We start from the raw sequence: 17,997 nt of genomic DNA on the forward strand, positions 1-17,997 counted from the left end.
TTTGTCTACGGATTTCAACCGCAAATAGCGGTATAAATCAAGAAATCTGTAGACAACAGCGGCCGGAAGTCCAAACATTCACCGCAGTTGCGTTCTATGCCGGATCGGTAAGTCTAAAGTTCAACTCATATAGTAAATAAAATTAATTACAATTTATGACGTTTTTCTTCTTATTATATGGGGAAAGTCTAATTTTTGAAACATAAATAGAAGGTTCATCCCTTCATGGACAGTCCCTTGCATCCAAGTTAGAATGAGTGTGCAAAGACCCGCCAAGACAGGAGGTTCCACATGCCTACAATTAAAGACGTTGCGCTGAAGGCAGGCGTTTCGGTGACAACCGTCTCCCGGGTGCTGAACAACAGGGGGTACTTAAGCGAGGATCTGAAGAAAAAGGTCTACAGCGCGATGAATGACCTCAATTACCGGCCAAACGAACTCGCCCGCTCACTCAGCCGCTCCAAATCAAATATTATCGGGCTGATCATCCCTCATGTCTCTCATCCGTTCTTTGGGGAATTGACCAGCCATATCGAGGAGCATGCCTACCGGAACGGCTATAAGCTGCTGCTCTGCAACTCGCAACAGGACAAACACAAAGAACTCGAATATATCGATATGCTTCGCGCAAGCCGGGTCGACGGCATTATTATGGGCAGTCACACCCTGGAAGTTGAGGCCTACCGGCAAATGAATCTGCCGCTCGTCACCTTTGACCGCAGAATATCGCCGGAAATCCCTTATGTCTGCTCCGATAACTATCGGGGCGGGGTGCTGGCTACTACCTTATTGATTAATAAAGGCTGCCGCAGGCTCGCCCATATCGGTGGGCATCCCGAGCTGAACATCCTGTCTGTGCTAAGATCCGAGGCCTTTGCGGATACCGCCCGGCAGCATAACCTCCCGTACACCTTGCTGCATACGGATAACAACAGCTTTGATGTCGGAGCTTATGAGCGGCTGCTTGCGCAGCTGTTCAACGAACAGCCAGATGTGGACGGCATCTTTGCAGGCAGCGATTTGATTGCAGCTTATGCGCTTAAGGCTTGCCGGGAGCGGGGATTGCGGGTGCCTGAGGATGTGCGGATTGTAGGATATGACGGCATTGCCCTGCGCAGCCTGCTGGCTCTGCCGCTCAGCACCATCCGCCAGCCCATTGAAGATATGGGCAAACTTGCCGTTGATTTGATCATTCAGCAGGTCCACGGCGGTGCCGTCCACGCAGAATACATATTGCCGGTTGAGCTGGAGGAAGGCGCTACAACTTGAGTATGCGTAAAATCCAAAGCATGAATTTTTAGTTGTACAAATTGCAACCACCCCGGGGAAAATCTTCCCCGATCAGGATGCAATGTAATTTACGGCACCTGCCAAACGCTAACCCCCGCTCTGCTGTAAGCAAGCAGAACGGGGGTTTTCTACGTTTGACAATTTAGATCTACAAGTGTAATATCAACCAGGAGATTAAAACTACACTTGTAGATTGAATGTTCATGAAACTGCGAGGAGTCGATTATATGAAGAGCATCCCCAAAATTTCAGAAGCTGAATGGGAGATCATGAAAGTCATCTGGGGCAACCATCCTGTTACAGCTGAACAAATTGTCCAACACCTGCCGGGGTCTATTGAATGGAGTGATCAGACGGTACGCACCTTTATCACACGGCTGCTTAAGAAAAAAGCCATTGGCTTCGAGAAATCCGGGCGAAGTTATCTTTATTATCCGCTGCTCTCCGAGCGGGAATGTGTACAAGCAGAAAGCCAGTCTTTTCTGAAGCGGGTCTTCGGGGGAGCCACCAACCTGATGGTCACCAACTTCTTGGAAGAAGTTACGTTATCCGCACAGGAAATTGAGCAGTTGGAACGGTTGCTTCAGGAGAAGAAAGCACAAGGAGCACGCAAAGATCCAGGTACACAGGAATGAATGTGATCTACAGCCTGTTTGTCGATTTCCTGGATGATACACTAGCCGCGAGCCTGGTGATTCTGGTTGTAATCGCAATTCATGCCATCCTGCAAAAGGTCATCAGCGCCAGGGTCCGTTACCTGCTGTGGCTGCTGGTCATTATCCGAATGCTGCTTCCGGTGATCCCGGACAGTCCGCTCAGCATGTTCCATGTGCTTCAGTTTGGAGAAGGAATAAAGAGCGCTCTCACGGGACAGGCCGCTGATACAGCCCCATTGCCGAATCTGCAATCTGCTGCTCCAAGCAATCAGGAGCTGGACTCTGATTCTGATCCGCAATCAGGCAATCCCGGAACCGGAGACAGCATTAATGCGGGACACCTACAACAAGCGGACGGGCAGGCGCCGGGTGGCCGACATTCCAGTGCGGCTGGTATCTACTCTCCCTGGCTGAAGGCCGCTGCTATAATCTGGTTCGGCGGCGCAGTCTTTCTTTTTCTGAACGGACTTGGCATTATGAGCAGGCAGCTCCGCGGGCGGAAGCGGCTGAGACGGGTTACTGATCCCCGGCCAATTGCGGTGCTTGAGGACGCTCTGAACCGGTTCGGAGTGAAAAGAAAGATCCCGCTCTACACCGGCTCCCGGGCCAAAAGCCCTTTCCTGAGCGGCGTGTTCCGTCCTTGGATATACGTCCCGGAAATGGCGCTTCAGGAGTTAACGTCACCACAGCTGCTGCACATTCTGGCCCATGAGCTTGCTCACTATAAACGCCGGGATACCCTGTGGAATCTGCTGGGCAGTGCGGCCGCGGCTATTCATTGGCCCAATCCTTTATCTTGGCTCGGACTGCACAAAATGAAAACCGACCGGGAGCTGGCCTGTGACGCATACGTATTGGATGTGCTTGGAGAAGAAGAAGCTGCGGCGTACGGATTAACGCTCGTTGAATTTCTCAAGCAGTTTTCTAAAGGACGGACCGACCGCGAAGTGCTTTATTTCTTCGGATCGCAGCACCGTCAGCAGATTACAAGGAGGGTCTCTATGATTCGCTCATTTAAAAAAGGCTCGTACCGGATATCAGCGGCAGCCGTGCTGCTCCTGATTCTGCTGAGCGTGGTGACACTAACGAATGCCTCCGGCGATTCAAAAACTGACAACACAGCTGTTAACGATGATTTAATCAATCTGTACAAGAATAGAAATTATAATCGTCTGGACAGAGCCGTGGAGGAAGCGGGTTTTGCCTTCCAGGCCCCGTCCGTGCTGCCCCCGGATTTTATTCTGGAGAGGGCTTACCTTGCAGTCACTCCGCCTCAAGCTGCTACTGCTACTGCGAAGTCGGAGGATAACGAGATTGAACAAGTTACTCTCTATTATGAACGGTACGACGGGGATACTCATACCGGGCAATTTTCGCTGGAAGCTTACAAGGATAGCAGCGTTGAGCAGATTTATACGGCTCTTGAACTTAGTGAATCCTCGCGTGGCGACGGCGGGACACCTTTTCCGGTTGACCGGAAACCCACTACCATTGGCGGAATAAACACAATCCATGTCAATGTGCATGTCAATCAGTATGTACAGAAATTATTCTATATTTGGGAGCGGGATGGGATTGTATATAAACTATATATAGGCAGCGGAACCCTATCACAGCAAGAAATCGCTTCACTCATGGCCTCCATCAAATATCCGGATGAACAAATGAAACGCAGCTTCGTGAATGAAAAGTTTTTTAATGTAGATGTCATCGATGTGAAGGATTTGCGGATGGCTGCCGATATTATGGGCTTTGTGCCTAAGTTCCCTATGGAAGAGTCCGGCTTTGCCATGAATAGGGCCATGCTCACCTCAAGCATTGAATTCAGTTATCCTCTAGACGGACTGGGAATGTCCCGAACAGTGTTTTGGACAGCATACTCCAATCCTGATGTCACCTTTTTGCAAATGCAGAATCAAGGCTTATATGAAACCTTCAAAGAGGAAGGACAAGTCTTTTTTTACCGGATTGACGGAGAAAAGTTTGCCGTTCCCCTTACCGTTGCTCATGTAAATGGACAAGAGGTGCTGGTTACGGAGCCTTACAAAATCGATGGAGAGCTCAGCAAGCCTACCGAGCCGGATTTCCTCAGTTATTTCTGGCAGGATGAAGGCATAATCTACAAAGTGGGATTCACTGGCGTACCGACGCTTGAGGATCAGCGGACCATTGTCTCTTCATTCATGGAAGTCCCTGCTGCAGACATTGATAAACTGGCCGCAGCAGCGGCGCAGGCTCATTAAGCTCAACCCCGAATCAGTACAACACTGCAGAAACGGCTGTGCCCATAGGCTACAGCCGTTTTTGCAGTTCCATCTGAGCCCAGAACATCCATTATCGCTTCAGTTTGCTTGCTTCAACACTTACTTAAAGTGTGTAAATAATATTATTTCATGTTATAATTATCGGGTAGTTCATTTCATAGCTGTAAATACTGCTATAAGATGCTTAAAGCATCATTACTGGAGGGATTAAAGTGAAGCAACTGCGGGACATTCCCATCTCCGTGCTGGATCTCGCTCCGATTAAAGAGGGCAGTACAGCAGCGGATTCATTTCATAACACACTGGATTTGGCCCGTCATGCCGAAGAGTGGGGCTATAAACGCTACTGGCTGGCGGAACATCATAATATGACTGGCATCGCCAGCTCCGCCACTTCGCTTGTCATCAGTCATGTGGCCGCTGGTACACGCAGTATCCGCGTAGGCTCCGGAGGCATTATGCTCTCCAACCATGCGCCGCTCATGATTGCGGAGCAATTCGGCACACTGGAGTCCCTGTATCCTGGACGCATAGATCTGGGGCTGGGAAGAGCTCCGGGCTCTGACCAGGCAGCCTCCAGAGCGCTGCGGCGCGGCCTGGGCAGCGACGGCAGCGAATTCCCCGAGCAGCTGAGCGAGCTCCGGGCTTACTTTGATCCAAACGGCGCAGGCTCGCGGCCGCTCGGAGTGCGCGCTGTTCCCGGCGAAGGCCTGAACATTCCGATCTGGCTGCTGGGTTCAAGCGGCTTCAGCGCCCAACTGGCGGGGCAGCTAGGCTTGCCGTTCGCTTTTGCCAGCCACTTTGCACCGGATTATCTGCTGCCTGCCCTGCAACTGTACCGCAGCAGCTTCAAGCCATCGGCTGCCCTGTCCAAGCCTCATGTCATGGTCGGGCTTGGAGCTACCGCCGCTGACACCCTAGTGGAAGCCCGAAGACTTGCCACCTCTCAGCAGCAGCAATTTCTGAACATTATCCGTGGACGCACCGGCATGCTCCAGCCTCCGGTAGACAGCATGGACGGACTCTGGTCCATGCAGGAAAAAGCCATTCTGCAGAACAAGCAGAATTACTCTATAGCGGGTGATCCCTCCGCTCTGCAAGAACGGCTTCTGCAGATTGTTGAAGAGACCGATGCCGATGAGTTCATCATCGCATCGCAAATTTTCGACCATTCGGCCCAGTTGCATTCCTATGAGCTCATAGCCCAGCTTTTTAAGGAGAACTAGATCCCGCCATCCGGCACATAACTAAGCAAGGCGATTATTAGGTTGGAAAGCATCGGCTTCCCTTCCTTGTAACCGCCTTGTTTTTTTGTATACTCATCCCAAATCGTTCTTTATAAAACGCTATCATTAACAATGATATGGATAAATAATGAGTAAATCGAAGTAATTAAACGATAACCGGTTATTACATCTTTAAATTGAGTGATTTCAGCCAATCAGTATGTTTTATTCCGTTTTTCTTTATTTACAATTTTGATTATACTGTAGATATTCGTTATAACGAACATACATATAGCTATAAAACTCTGACCACTTTTTTCAGGATACTATCGCCTTAATATGTAGTAGTTCTCCATAAAACCACTCTTTATGACAAAAGTTGAAGAAACATCAGGGTTAAAGTAAGGATTTGTCGAGAGTACGCAGAGAGCAGGATTACTTTCCGGTAGAAAGGAGCGTGGAAAGTGAAGAAGAGAGTTCAGGCCGGCTTTATAGGCGCCTACATTCTGATCATTCTGGTAGGGGTCATCTGGCATGCCGGGGGTGTAAGCGCAGAAGAGACGATTAAGCTCCGGGTCAATTCCCATACGACGAGCACCGAGATTATGAGCAATATGCAGCCGGGCGACGCAACGACCTCAGATTATACGGTGATCAATGAGGGTCATGAACGGTTTAATTATTTTGTTGATTTCAAATTCACCTCCGGAGACGAGGAATTGTACAATATACTGCAAATGACCCTGCAAAAAGAGGGAGTAATCCTCTATTCAGGAGTGATGAGCGAGGCAGAAGGCAGGGTAGCCATAGGTACACTTACCGGAGGCTCACAGGAAGTGCTCCAGATGGATGTGTCCTTTCCGCTGGAAGCCGGAAATGAATATCAGGGGAAGACAACAAGCGTCGACTTCATCTTCTCCGCTTCAGCCTCACCAGAACCAACAGCTGAACCTAGCGCAACACCGGTCGCTACCGCGACACCAGGTCCAACCAGCGAACCTAGTCCGACAGCAAGTGCTACCGTGACACCGGGTCCAACTACTGATCCTGGCGCGACACCGGCCGCCTCCGCTTCAACGGAGCCGTCGGGTAATCCAACAAGCACACCTAGCAGCGGGCCGACAGCATCCCCTGGCATTACTGCCACACCGGGAACATCGGCGGCTCCAACCGGGTCACCAGCCGTGACAGCTTCACCGGGAACCGCTGTAGTGACTGTAACGGATGAACCTGTGCCAATGGGCGGCGCCGACAATGGAACACCACAAGGATCGGCCACGCCGACACCTAAACCGTCTCCGGCACCAAGCGACGACGTCATTATAGATGATGATGAGATTCCGCTCTCCGGACCGGAAGACGGCGACAAATTGCCGGATACAGCAGAACCTTGGTATAACCTGATTCTGATCAGCTTGGCTGTTGCCATACTCAGTATTATCGTCCTTCGCAGACTGAATTCGAAAAAATAAGCTGAATTAGCCAAAGGTTGGAGGTGAGAGTATGAAGAAGCGTTCCGGGCTATCCATTGCCGTGAAGCTGATCTTCATACTCTCTTTGTGTGTGCTGATCTATTCTGTAGTGCAAATCTTAAAAGCACCCGCTGAAGCCCGCCATGCCCTAAACGATTGGGACAAAAAGAGGGAGGAAGCCGTCAGTCTCCAGGTGCCGGAAGAAGAAACTCCGCTGCCCGCAGGGATGGTCAACCTCTCTGGAGAGAAAAACATTTCCAGAACCGATTATACCGGGGGCGAAGTTATTGGAGAGATTTATTTTCCAAGGCTGGATAAACGGGTGGCGATTCTGGAAGGAACCGAGCGCCCCCAATTGAAAAAAGGCGCAGGGCATTATGAAGGGAGCGCAGCGATTGGCGCCATCGGCAACAGCGTGCTGGCCGGCCATCGCGATACAGTGTTTCGCGGCCTTGGCAATCTGGAAGTCCATGATCTGATCGAGCTGGAGACCGCCGAAGGAAAATTCATTTATGAAGTTACCGGCAGTCTCATTGTAGACGGCGATGAACGGGGGGCGATTAAGCAGAGTGATACACCGGTGCTTACCTTGATCACCTGCTATCCTTTCTCCTACGTCGGCTCTGCGCCTGACCGTTACCTGCTCTCGGCGTCATTGCTCCGGCAGGAGCCGCTGTCCCGCGAAGCGGAATAACATATGCACGCCACAACGCTAAGGATGAGACCTTCTATAGAAAGTGATAATATAGACATACGACCGGAAGAAAAAGAGGAGATGAACCATTTTGAAAGAAGAGCTGATCAAACGTTTTGTGTCTTATGCTGAGATGGATACCCAATCGGATGAAGACAGCGACACCTGTCCTTCCACTCCGGGGCAGATGGAGCTGGCCCGTAAGCTCGTTGACGAGTTTAGCGAACTAGGACTTGCGGAGGTTACGGTGGACGAGCATGGTTATGTCATGGCTACCCTTCCCGCCAACAGCGACAAGGAAGTTCCGACGATCGGCTTCCTGGCGCATTTGGATACCGCGACAGATTTCACTGGCGCCGGTGTGAAGCCGCAAATTGTCGAGAATTATGACGGGAACGACATTGTGCTGAACAAGGCGCTGAATGTGGTCCTCTCCACGGAGAGTTTCCCTGAGCTGCCCGGGTATAAGGGGCATACCCTGATTACGACAGACGGCACAACGCTGCTGGGAGCAGACAACAAGGCCGGAATCGCCGAGATTATGACCGCGATGGCGTATCTTCTGGAGCATCCGGAAATTAAGCATGGCAAGATTAGAGTCGCCTTCACCCCCGATGAGGAAATCGGACGCGGGCCGCATAAATTCGATGTCGCCGCCTTCGGCGCTTCCTATGCCTACACCGTTGATGGAGGGCCTCTGGGAGAACTGGAATATGAGAGCTTTAATGCTGCTGCCGCCAAAATCGGCTTCAAAGGCGTCAACGTGCATCCCGGCACCGCCAAAGGAAAAATGATCCATTCGGCCAAAATCGCCATGGCCTTCCACCTCCGGCTGCCATCCGGCGAGGCTCCGGAATTTACGGACGGCTATGAAGGGTTCTACCATTTGATCTCCATGCAGGGATCGGCGGAGCACAGCAAGCTGCATTACATTATCCGTGACTTTGACCGTACCCAGTTCGAGAACCGCAAAGCGAATATTTCTGCGATTGTAGATGAATTCAAATCCACTTATGGCGATGAGAACATTGTGCTGGAATTGAATGACCAATATTATAATATGCGTGAAAAAATCGAGCCGGTCCGCCATATCGTCGATATTGCCCACGAAGCGATGGAGAACCTCGGCATAACACCGGTCATTCGCCCGATCCGCGGCGGGACAGACGGTTCACAGCTCTCCTACATGGGACTTCCGACTCCGAATATTTTTACCGGGGGCGAAAATTTCCACGGCAAATTCGAGTACGCTTCTGTAGATGTTATGCTGAAATCCGTCCAGGTTATCGTTGAGATTGCCAAGCTGTTTGAGCAAAAGGCATAGCCGAAGGTTTCCCCTTGCGGCTGCACAACCCGCTGCAACAATTCGGCCTGCCCGGTCAAGAGCAATTGCTTTGACCAGGCAGGCCTCTTTGCGCAGGTAGTGAAGCTCCTGCGGCTTATCCGCTTTTATTACCTGCGCAAACTGTGCAAAAATAAAACCCTCTGACCGCCGCAATGCGGGTTTCAGAGGGTTTTTGCTTGGTGAGAGCATCCGGGCGGCAGCCGGACAGCAATCAGTATGGGACGCGGATTTCCTGGAAATCGTTCCTCCGCTGCCAGAATAGACCCCGGGCTTGCAACAGTGCGCCCCATAATCCGCAGGCGGCAGTTTTACCGCACCGGCGCTCCGCTGGTTCAGGTTTAGGCTTTGATCGGCATCCAGCCCGGCGTATGGATTAATGCGCCCCATAGCGGGTCCGGTATTACAAGCTCAGCCTGGGCGGAAGGATCAAGCTCCGTCTTAATGTCAGCAGCGCGCCCTTCGGCAACCTTCTGTACCCAGTCCGGATCAATCAGCAGCGGGCGGCCCAGAGCTACCAGGCTGATTCCGGTCTCCAGGCTTTTCAGCGCATCATCGGCCTTATACAGGGAGCCGACACCAATAACCGGAACATCATCTCCTGCACGGTCGACAATCTGCTCAATTCGTGGACGGCTATCGTCCGTGCCGCGGTGAGGCTTGGACCACAGATCCTGCTGCGAAACATGCAGATAGTCCAGCCCCTCCTCCTTCAGCGCATCAATCAGCGCAAAGGTCTCGGCCATCGTAATCCCCGGTGTTTCCGGCTCCTCGGGTGAGAAGCGGTAGCCGACCAGAAACGGCGACGAAGCATGCTCCTTCACCGCATGTTTGACCTCACGCAGCACGGCGAGCGGGAAGGTCAGCCGGTTCTCCAGGCTGCCGCCCCAGCGGTCTTCGCGTGTGTTGGAATGCGGGGAGAAAAATTGCTGCAGCAAATAGCCGTTCGCCCCATGAATCTCCACGCCGTCGAAGCCGGCCTCGATGGCCCGGCGTGTAGCCGCGCCGAAGTCGGCAATAATGCCGGTAATTTCTTCTTCGCTCAGCGCACGAGGAACAGGACCATGACCGCCGCGCGGCAGCTCAGCCGGAACATTGCTCGCGCTGACCGTCTGGCCATCCGGAAGCAGCTCAGGAGGACACTGGCGGCCACCGTGGAAAATCTGCAGAACTGCCTTCGCGCCTGCACCCTTGATCGCTTCAGCCAACTCGCGCAGGCTTGGAATCAGTTCATCACGGTCTGCACCGAATTCGCCGGCAAAACCTTTACCGCCCCGCGTCACATATACACAGGCCGTAATCACCAGTCCCGCACCTTTGGAGCGGCGGGCATAATATTGCAATTCGGGACCGGATACCGTACCGTCCTCGTTGGAAGAAAAGTTGGTCATCGGCGCCATAACGACACGATTTTTTAATGAAATCCCGTTTTCGAACCGGTAGGATTCCAGCAGTGGACTATAATCTGTAGACATCTTTGATTTCCCTCCATTATATACTTAGTGCTACTGGCTCCACGCTTGCAGCTTGGACCGGCAGTCTGTAATCTATTGCTAACTAACGTTATCTATCTCCCTCAGGTATATCCTTCCAGATGACATTATTCCCGTAGTTTTTGCCCCAATCGTACATCATACGCAGTACAGGCAGCAGGCTCTGCCCGTATTCCGTCAAAGAGTATTCTACTCTCGGCGGGACCTCAGCATACACCTTTCTCAGCACAAGCTGGTCTTCCTCCAGCTCACGAAGCTGATTGGTCAGCATTTTTTGCGTAATATGAGGAATAAGCTTCTTCAGCTCACTGAAACGTTTGGTTCCTTCAAGGCCCAAGTGCCATAAGATGATCAGCTTCCATTTACCGCCGATAACGGCAAGCGTAAGCTCCTTCTCACAGTTGATTTCCTTCAGATTGATACGGTCTTTAATATCCGTCGCCAAGGTATGCGGCCCCCTTTCGTTCTTTAACATCATACTACAAAACACCCGGGGTCCGCACATCTCCGGCAGGCGCATCTCGGGGTCATATTCCCTATGTACGCATACAGACCGCAGGCTCGGCCTGCGGTCTGTATGCTGCGTATGCGTTTTATTTGCTGGCCAGGCTTCCCTGCAGGCTGGCTGCGCTGAAGTCCGGCTGCGCTTCAACCGTGGTGTCACCCGCTGCTTTGGCTTTTTCCAGTGCTGCATTATAGCGGGTGTTCAGATCCTGAAGCTCCTTGTCCAAATCTCCGCCGTCAAAAATATATTTGTTGAAGACATCGACTTTCTTCGTTCCTTCCAGGCGTCCTTCGGTAGTTACCAGCGGAGTTGCCGGATAGATGGCATCAAATTTCGTTGGCAGGAAGTTCTCGATTCCCGGAATATCCGGAGCTTTCGCGGCAGCAGCAACGGAAGGAATAACCGAAACCCCGTATCCGCCTTCCTGATAGGCAATCTGTACCTCATCGCTGTACATCCACTCGATGAATTTCCAGGCCGCTTCCTTCTGCTCCGAATCCTTGCTCATCGCCAGGTAGCTGCCGGAGATAACCTGACTGGCACCATTTTGCTGGCCGTCTACTGTTGGAGGAAGCGCTGCGGCCCAGCGAATATCGGTCGGGAATTGAGTTTTGTAGACGCTAGGCTCGACAGAATGGTTGAAGTACATCCCGATTTTACCCTGGGCGAATTGCGCACGCAGCGGGTCAATATCCAGCGATTCCGAGCCCGGCATCATGCTTCCGTCCATCGTGATCTGCCGCAGTGCTTCAAGGGCCTCCTTATACATACTGAAGTCGAACTGGCCGGTCTGGAAGTTGAAGCCCTCTGTACCTGCCGTTTTGCTGAGGGTCGTGATCGGATAAGCGATACGTTCAAAGCCGCTTGCACTTTTGAAATTTCCGGCGAAGCCATAAGCACCGCTGGCTTTACCCGCCTCGGTAATCTTCTTGGCATCCTCCACCATTTCCGCCAGCGTGGTCGGCGGCTCGGTAATGCCGGCCTTCTCGAACAGATCGACGTTATAGATCAGGCGCCAGAACTGGCCGATATTCGGCAGGGTGTAGATTTTGCCGTCCACGGTATTCTTCTCATTAATGAGTACCTTCTCGAACCGGCTTTTCATTTCCGGTGTAATATAACTGTCGAAGGACTCCAGGTAGCCTTTTTTCACCCAGGTTGGCACGTTCCCCGTATCCACACGCAGAATATCCGGTGCTTGTTTACTGGAGAAAGCAATATCCACCGACTGGGCGTAATTCTCGGCCATCACTTTCATCTCAATATCGACATTGGGATTGAGTCCCTCATACTCACTGATCTTCTGCTCTATAAAGTCAGAATCATGACGGTCGATGGTCCAGTAGACCAGCTTTGTTTTCTCAGGGGCTGTATTGTTGCCCTCCGCCTCCGTATTTGTATTGGACGAGGAGCACGCGGCCAGCGAACCGGCCAGCAGGAGCGAAACTCCAGTCAGCATCCACTTATTTCTTTTCATCTAAATTGCCTCCCTTTTCTTTTTGTAATCGCATTCATTTCATATAAAAATTATAGAATGTCCGCCCGATTCTAAGTGAAGGAGAAAACAACTATTCATGGGAGACGAAATCACTGTTTCCGCGCTGCGTGACCGAAGCGTATTTGGAGCGGAAGTCCGTAGGCGTCATGCCGGTATATTTTTTGAAGAGTTCAGTAAAATAGGGGCGGTCCTCATAGCCCAGCGAAACGGCGATATCCTGAACCTGCATGCCTTCCAGCACCAGTTCCTTGGCCTTCTCCATTCTGCGGCTGATAATGTATTGGGCGAGCGTCATCCCCATCTCCTTTTTGAACAGATTGGAGAAATAGCTCGGGCTGAGATGAACCTCTCTGGCACAATCTGCTACGGAAAGGTTGCGGTGCAGATTTCCATTGATATGGGCGATAGCCCGCTCCACCAGCACACGCGCATCGCTGGACTGGCGGATTTGCACGTACGCACAGCCCTGGCGGCAAAATTCCCGGATCTGCCTGCGCAGCTCCTCAAAGGAGGCGGCTCCATTCATATCGGCCAGCTTCTTCTCCAGCGTCTTGACCTCCGAGTCCGAAGCCTTGTCGGAAAAGACACGGTGGATCGAATGGGCCAGTTCAAGACACATCGTCTTGACGATTGCCGGGCCCGGCAGGGCGGGAGCGCTCAGCCATTCATTCCAGATATCGCCTAGTTGCTCCTCCGCTTTGGCCAGATTGGCCGAACGCAGACAGTAGAGCAGCTCCTTCTCTTTGTCGTAAGAGTACCTGGGCAGCGCGGCATCCCCCTCCAGCGATTCCACATAACGGTATACGCTGTTCCCGCCGGTCAGAAACGTATTCGCCAGCGCAGACAACGCCTGGGCGTAGGACACAGACAGCTGTCCGGCCTCCTCGACCTCCCCGCCAAGTCCGATCGACACCGTCTGGTACGTATGACGGCACACGTTCTCCCGGCATTTCTCCGCGAGCTGCTCCGCATCCAGCTCCGCCGGGGGATTCATAACGATGACGAATTGATTGACATGCTCGCGGAAGACAAGACCTTGCGTGTAGGCAGCAACCGTCTCTTCCAGAATATTCTGCACCGCAAAACGGATCAGCTCGACCTCAGATACTGGCAGGGCGGCCGTGCGCTCTGCAAAAAAGTCTATTTCCGCCACCAGCACACAAAAGTCGCGGCTGTTCATTGTAATGGCATAGAAATCCCACTGCTGGCTAAGGTGCTGCTGCCTGCTGCCATAGCGGATGAGCAGACGCATATACTCCTGGCGCAAATAAGGCATGCTCTCCCGCAGCTTCTGCTCCATCCCCCGCATCTGTTCAGCCTGGGAGCGTTCCCGCTCCAGCACCTCTTTGGCCTTCAGGACCGATTCAAGCACCTGAGGCTTGGTAAAAGGCTTGACGATCAGGTCAAAGGCCCCGAGCTTCACCGCTTCCTGGGCATATGTGAAATCGGAGTAGCCCGTCAGGAAAATCAGCTTGATGTCCGGCTGCTCCGCCTGAATGATCCGCATCATCTCCAGTCCGTCGGTAAACGGCATGCGGATGTCGGTCAACACAATATCAGGCCGGTGCTTGCGGATCTGCATTAGCCCTTCTTCTCCGTCGGCCGCTGTTGCTGCAACTACAATGCCGTGCTCCTCCCAGGGGATTCGCTGTGACAAGCCCCGGACAACGGCCGGGATATCGTCAACAATGCATATTTTAATAGGTTCAGCGTGGTTCAGGATAAACTCCACCTTCCATTGGAAATGAGAGAACCGCTTCGGTTTCGATAAGTGGACGGCTGCAGAAGGATAATCCGGCCTCCTTGCCGTAATACAGCTGCAACCGGCTGCAAATATTGGACAGGGCGTACCCGCCGCTGCCGACAGGCTCCTTCAGCCGGGCATTCAGCTTCTCCGCATCCATGCCCGCCCCGTTGTCGGTTACCCGGATTACAAGATTGTGCGCCTCCACTGCCACGGAGATCCGAATCCTCCCCCCGTTCCGCAGCTCCTTCAGCCCATGCAGAATGGAATTCTCCACGAGAGGCTGAATGATAATCTTCAGCACGGGAAGCTCCAGCAGCTCCGGCCCGGCGGTTATCGTATACTCGAACAGTCCCTCGTAGCATTGCTGCTGGAGGTTCAGGTACTGGCGGACATGCTCCAGCTCCCTGCCCAAAGTCGTAATCTCCTGCCCGTTGTTCAGGCCCAGCCGGAACAGGGCGGACAGAGAAATCACCATCTGCTTCACATCCTCATATTCATCCATTTCGCATTTCCAGAAGATTGTATTCAGTGTGTTATATAAAAAATGGGGCTCAATCTGCGCCTGAAGCGCTTTGATCTCCGCTTTCCGCTTTTCTTTTTCCGTATCCTTAACTTCAAGAATCAGCTCGCCGATCCGGTCCAGCATCTGGTTGAATTTACGGCCTGCTTCCCCGATCTCATCCTGAAACGGACTCTGGAAACGGGCGCCCAAATCCTCCTGCTCTACCCGTGACATCGTCTTCTGCAGCTTCAGCAGCGGCCCAAGCAGCAGTGCGGACAAATATCTCGCCAGCAGCAGCGCGATCACAATACAGACAGCCATGATCATCAGCACCAGCCACTGGATGCTGCGCACAGGCTGGAGCAGCTCCTTCTTCGACTGGTAGCTGACCAGCAGCCAGTCGTCTGCATACCGTGATTCGGCATAGCTGACCAGCATCGGCCCGTCACCGGCGGAATACTCGAAATTGCCGCTTTTTGCTTCAAGCAGCTTGTCCATAAATGCCGCCGAGCGTGACCAGTCCGGCCGCTCCTTGTCTCCGAAGACACTTGCCCCCGTCTTATTGATCAGCAGAAACTTTGCGCTGCCGAGGCTGGCACCTCCGCTGACCGTATCTTCCAGGATGTCCTCCTTTACATTAACGGTCAAAAAGACATCCGGCACATAATTCTCCGTAAGCGGCTGCAGCAGCAGGGAAATGACCTGATGCTTTCCGGCGAACAGCTCGTCCTGGTGGCTCTCCACCCAGTTCGATTCCGGATTGTCCTTGATCCGCTTATACAGCAAAGACTCCATAAATGGAGTCGCTGTTCTGCGCAGATTGCCGGCGGAATAGAAATCCCCGTCCGGCGTACTGATCAGTATAGATTCAATGGAGTTCTCCGTCAGCTCCGCCTGTGTAAAGGGGCCTTGCAGCAACGAGAAATTGGCGAAAAAACGGTCTGTGTTATGCGCTTGTATGTCCCTTATGGTCTGCTTGTACGCTTCACTCAGCATCATGGTGGAGGAAGCCACAATAATCTGCTTCAGCTTCTGGTCCAGCACGTTGACCGACTGGTTCAGCACATTGCGGTTCAGGTCGATGGAGTTGCGCTCCATAGCCCGCGAAGCAATCGAGTAGGCCCACAGGCCGGTAATGGAGATGCAAAAGACCGTCAGTGCGGTAAACGACAGCCATATTCTTTTCTTCAGCGAGGTCCGGTAAAGCCAGGCCTTCAGCATGGTTCCACATCCTTTGTTGACCGGCCGCCCGGAGAATCGCTGCGTTAGCCTCAGCCCTTTACTGAGCCAGCCGTCATCTGCATGAATGATTTGTTGGCAAAAATATAGACAATAATCATCGGCAGCATGGACAAGCATGCGCCGGCAAGCATTAATTGGGGCTGCGCCGCATCCCCGATACCGTATTTCAGCCCGGCCAAACCTACGGTCAGTGTCTGCAAGGCAGGCTGCGTCATGGTAAATACCAGCGGCAGAATATATTCATTCCATGCGCCGCGGAAGGTCCAGAGCGCAGTCACCCCCAGCGCGGGCGTCAGGAGCGGCAAGATAACACGAAAGTATACGCTATAGAAGTTGCAGCCGTCAATAAACGCCGCCTCGTCGAGTTCCTTCGGGATCGCCCGCACAAAACCGATCAACATAAAGAATGCGGTCGCATGGGCACTGATCAGAATGATGATGACGCCCCAGAGCGATTTTTGCAGATGAAGCGATACCATAAGATCAAACTGGGGACGCAGCACGACAGCACCGATAGAGATAAACAGGGTACAGGACTGAATGATCACATACAGCCGTTTCCCGTAGAAATCAACCCTTGCTACTGCATATGCAGCCATCGTTCCTATCAATAGAGTTCCTATAGTAGTAAATGTGCTGATAAATACGCTGTTCCAGGTGAAGCGTGCGAAATTCGCTGAAGTCCAGGCCTGCGAATAGTTATCGAATTTCCATTCCTTCGGCAGCAGGGTTGTTCCTGTAGTCAGCTCCAGATTGGACTTAAGCGACCCGAAAAAGGCCAGAACAATCGGGAACACCGCAAAAGCCGCCACCAGAAGCAGAAAAATCCACAGCAGTACCTTGGACAGCAGCGCTTTGGTCTTAACCGAACGCTCAGCTTGTGCCGAAGTCATTTTCGTTTCCGCATGCAATGTGCTCACTGTACATTCTCCTCTCTTTTAATAGATATCATTCAGCTTTTTGGATACATAAAAGTAAACCAGAGTGATCAGACCGACGATAACCGCAGTGGTGAACCCGACCGCACTTCCGTAACCAAACTGCTGGATGCTCGATCCTCCGCTCGATACAGGGAAAAACAGTTTATAGAGATACAGATACATGACTTCCGTCTTGCCGTACGGCCCGCCCTCGGTCAGCACCATAATGCTCTCGTAGCCTTTCAGAGAGACGGTAATGGCCAGCATGATGATCATTTGCAGCACAGGTCCCAGCATCGGAACGGTAATGCTCCACATCTTCCGCAGCGGCCCCGCGCCGTCCAGGGAAGCGGCTTCATAAAGATCCTCCGGAATATTCTGCAGCCCGGCAATAAAGAGCAGCATATAGTTGCCGACCGCACCCCAGATTGCGATAATAATCGCCGTGATTAAGGCGTGCTTGGCGCCCAGCCAGTCTATGGGAGCGGATACAATTCCGGCACCCATGAGCAGCTGATTCACCATTCCGTTGTAGGAGTTGAAAATAACGTAGAACACAATCGCCATCACCGAAGCACTGATCACGGTAGGCATGAAATAAATCGCCCGCAGCAGCTGGCGCCCCTTCAAGGCGCGGTTGAGAATTACAGCCAGTACAAACGACAGCGGGATGGTAATCACAAGCTTGCCGCCTGCATAGATGAAGGTGTTGACCACGGACTGCCAGAAATCCTTATCGCGGAACAGCCGCTCGAAATTATCCAGGCCGATGAAAAGCGGTGTGCCGAAGCCCTGATAATCATAGAACATGTACTTTAAAGCCCAAAAGATAGGGTACACCCCAAAAATCAGCGTCAGAATCAAGCTGGGCGCTACAAAGGTCCAGGCGTTTATTTGACGTTTCGTTTCATTCATTGATTGTTCCTCCTGTCATTGGACTTGCGCTTCTGTCCTAATCATACGTCCCTCTGTGCATACACAGTTAGGGAGAAACCGACTGCGCTAAGGGGGAGAATTTCACTTTTTCATTTAAAATAAGCTCCGAGGTCAAGACCTCACTTTGCCGGGCAGTTTTCAGTCGCTTTGTCCCCTCTGCTTCCTGTTTTTATCCATCCCTGATTCAATCGCGGGACAGCTATAATTAAA

The 17,997-nt window shown here is 52.2% G+C and carries 14 protein-coding genes; 7 read left to right on the forward strand and 7 right to left on the reverse strand.

The window, feature by feature from the left end; genetic code table 11:
• The first annotated feature begins 291 nt into the window (after nt 1-291).
• The 7 genes from ACQ76X_RS23855 to pepT all read left to right on the forward strand — a co-directional run bounded on the left by ACQ76X_RS23855 (nt 292) and on the right by pepT (nt 8,926).
• Nucleotides 292-1,269, forward strand: a complete 978-nt coding sequence (locus ACQ76X_RS23855) for a LacI family DNA-binding transcriptional regulator (RefSeq protein ID WP_438496222.1) — start codon at nt 292-294, stop codon at nt 1,267-1,269.
• A 248-nt stretch (nt 1,270-1,517) separates the two neighbouring features.
• Nucleotides 1,518-1,925, forward strand: a complete 408-nt coding sequence (locus ACQ76X_RS23860; protein WP_438496223.1) for a BlaI/MecI/CopY family transcriptional regulator — start codon at nt 1,518-1,520, stop codon at nt 1,923-1,925.
• Nucleotides 1,922-4,189, forward strand: coding sequence for a M56 family metallopeptidase (locus ACQ76X_RS23865; protein WP_438496224.1), 2,268 nt, complete (start codon nt 1,922-1,924; stop codon nt 4,187-4,189). The genes ACQ76X_RS23860 and ACQ76X_RS23865 overlap by 4 nt, the downstream gene beginning before the upstream one ends.
• 233 nt (nt 4,190-4,422) lie before the next feature.
• Entirely contained in the window at nt 4,423-5,436 is a 1,014-nt protein-coding gene (locus tag ACQ76X_RS23870; protein ID WP_081966042.1) for an LLM class flavin-dependent oxidoreductase, read from the forward strand.
• Nucleotides 5,437-5,900: 464 nt separating this feature from the next.
• The gene (locus ACQ76X_RS23875) at nt 5,901-6,908 is read left to right on the forward strand and encodes a hypothetical protein (protein WP_438496225.1); all 1,008 of its coding nucleotides are present in this window, start codon (nt 5,901-5,903) and stop codon (nt 6,906-6,908) included.
• 31 nt (nt 6,909-6,939) lie between these two features.
• Nucleotides 6,940-7,602 carry a class D sortase gene (locus ACQ76X_RS23880; protein ID WP_342437556.1) on the forward strand — a complete coding sequence of 221 codons (663 nt, stop codon included), beginning with the start codon at nt 6,940-6,942 and terminating at the stop codon, nt 7,600-7,602.
• Nucleotides 7,603-7,693: 91 nt separating this feature from the next.
• On the forward strand, nt 7,694-8,926 hold the full coding sequence (gene pepT / locus ACQ76X_RS23885; RefSeq protein ID WP_438496226.1) for a peptidase T: 1,233 nt from the start codon (nt 7,694-7,696) through the stop codon (nt 8,924-8,926).
• Nucleotides 8,927-9,285: 359 nt separating this feature from the next.
• On the opposite strand, the gene ACQ76X_RS23890 is transcribed toward pepT, so the two are convergent.
• The 7 genes from ACQ76X_RS23890 to ACQ76X_RS23920 form a co-directional block, all read right to left on the reverse strand.
• The gene (locus ACQ76X_RS23890; protein WP_438496227.1) at nt 9,286-10,419 is read right to left on the reverse strand and encodes an NADH-dependent flavin oxidoreductase; all 1,134 of its coding nucleotides are present in this window, start codon (nt 10,417-10,419) and stop codon (nt 9,286-9,288) included.
• 88 nt (nt 10,420-10,507) lie between these two features.
• Nucleotides 10,508-10,882 (reverse strand): winged helix-turn-helix transcriptional regulator, encoded by a 375-nt coding sequence (locus ACQ76X_RS23895; RefSeq protein WP_038597780.1) that lies wholly within the window; start codon nt 10,880-10,882, stop codon nt 10,508-10,510.
• A 148-nt stretch (nt 10,883-11,030) separates the two neighbouring features.
• Entirely contained in the window at nt 11,031-12,419 is a 1,389-nt protein-coding gene (locus tag ACQ76X_RS23900; RefSeq protein ID WP_438496228.1) for an extracellular solute-binding protein, read from the reverse strand.
• Nucleotides 12,420-12,510: 91 nt separating this feature from the next.
• A complete protein-coding gene (locus ACQ76X_RS23905; protein WP_438496229.1) occupies nt 12,511-14,172 on the reverse strand; it encodes a response regulator in 1,662 nt (553 codons plus the stop codon).
• Nucleotides 14,147-15,910, reverse strand: coding sequence for a sensor histidine kinase (locus tag ACQ76X_RS23910; protein ID WP_438496230.1), 1,764 nt, complete (start codon nt 15,908-15,910; stop codon nt 14,147-14,149). The genes ACQ76X_RS23905 and ACQ76X_RS23910 overlap by 26 nt, the downstream gene beginning before the upstream one ends.
• Before the next feature lie 50 nt (nt 15,911-15,960).
• Nucleotides 15,961-16,824, reverse strand: coding sequence for a carbohydrate ABC transporter permease (locus tag ACQ76X_RS23915; protein ID WP_438496242.1), 864 nt, complete (start codon nt 16,822-16,824; stop codon nt 15,961-15,963).
• 45 nt (nt 16,825-16,869) lie between these two features.
• Nucleotides 16,870-17,766, reverse strand: coding sequence for a carbohydrate ABC transporter permease (locus ACQ76X_RS23920; RefSeq protein ID WP_038597786.1), 897 nt, complete (start codon nt 17,764-17,766; stop codon nt 16,870-16,872).
• Nucleotides 17,767-17,997 lie beyond the last annotated feature (231 nt).

Origin of the sequence: Paenibacillus sp. IHBB 3054 (assembly GCF_051594305.1) — a bacterium.
Classification (GTDB): domain Bacteria; phylum Bacillota; class Bacilli; order Paenibacillales; family Paenibacillaceae; genus Paenibacillus_AQ.

Bases quoted from the DNA above. Each gene is read 5' to 3' on its own strand.
- ACQ76X_RS23855 (WP_438496222.1), top strand. From the start codon at position 292: ATGCCTACAATTAAAGACGTTGCGCTGAAGGCAGGCGTTTCGGTGACA.
- ACQ76X_RS23860 (WP_438496223.1), top strand. From the start codon at position 1,518: ATGAAGAGCATCCCCAAAATTTCAGAAGCTGAATGGGAGATCATGAAA.
- ACQ76X_RS23865 (WP_438496224.1), top strand. From the start codon at position 1,922: ATGAATGTGATCTACAGCCTGTTTGTCGATTTCCTGGATGATACACTA.
- ACQ76X_RS23880 (WP_342437556.1), top strand. From the start codon at position 6,940: ATGAAGAAGCGTTCCGGGCTATCCATTGCCGTGAAGCTGATCTTCATA.
- ACQ76X_RS23890 (WP_438496227.1), bottom strand. From the start codon at position 10,419: ATGTCTACAGATTATAGTCCACTGCTGGAATCCTACCGGTTCGAAAAC.
- ACQ76X_RS23900 (WP_438496228.1), bottom strand. From the start codon at position 12,419: ATGAAAAGAAATAAGTGGATGCTGACTGGAGTTTCGCTCCTGCTGGCC.
- ACQ76X_RS23910 (WP_438496230.1), bottom strand. From the start codon at position 15,910: ATGCTGAAGGCCTGGCTTTACCGGACCTCGCTGAAGAAAAGAATATGG.
- ACQ76X_RS23915 (WP_438496242.1), bottom strand. From the start codon at position 16,824: ATGACTTCGGCACAAGCTGAGCGTTCGGTTAAGACCAAAGCGCTGCTG.
- ACQ76X_RS23920 (WP_038597786.1), bottom strand. From the start codon at position 17,766: ATGAATGAAACGAAACGTCAAATAAACGCCTGGACCTTTGTAGCGCCC.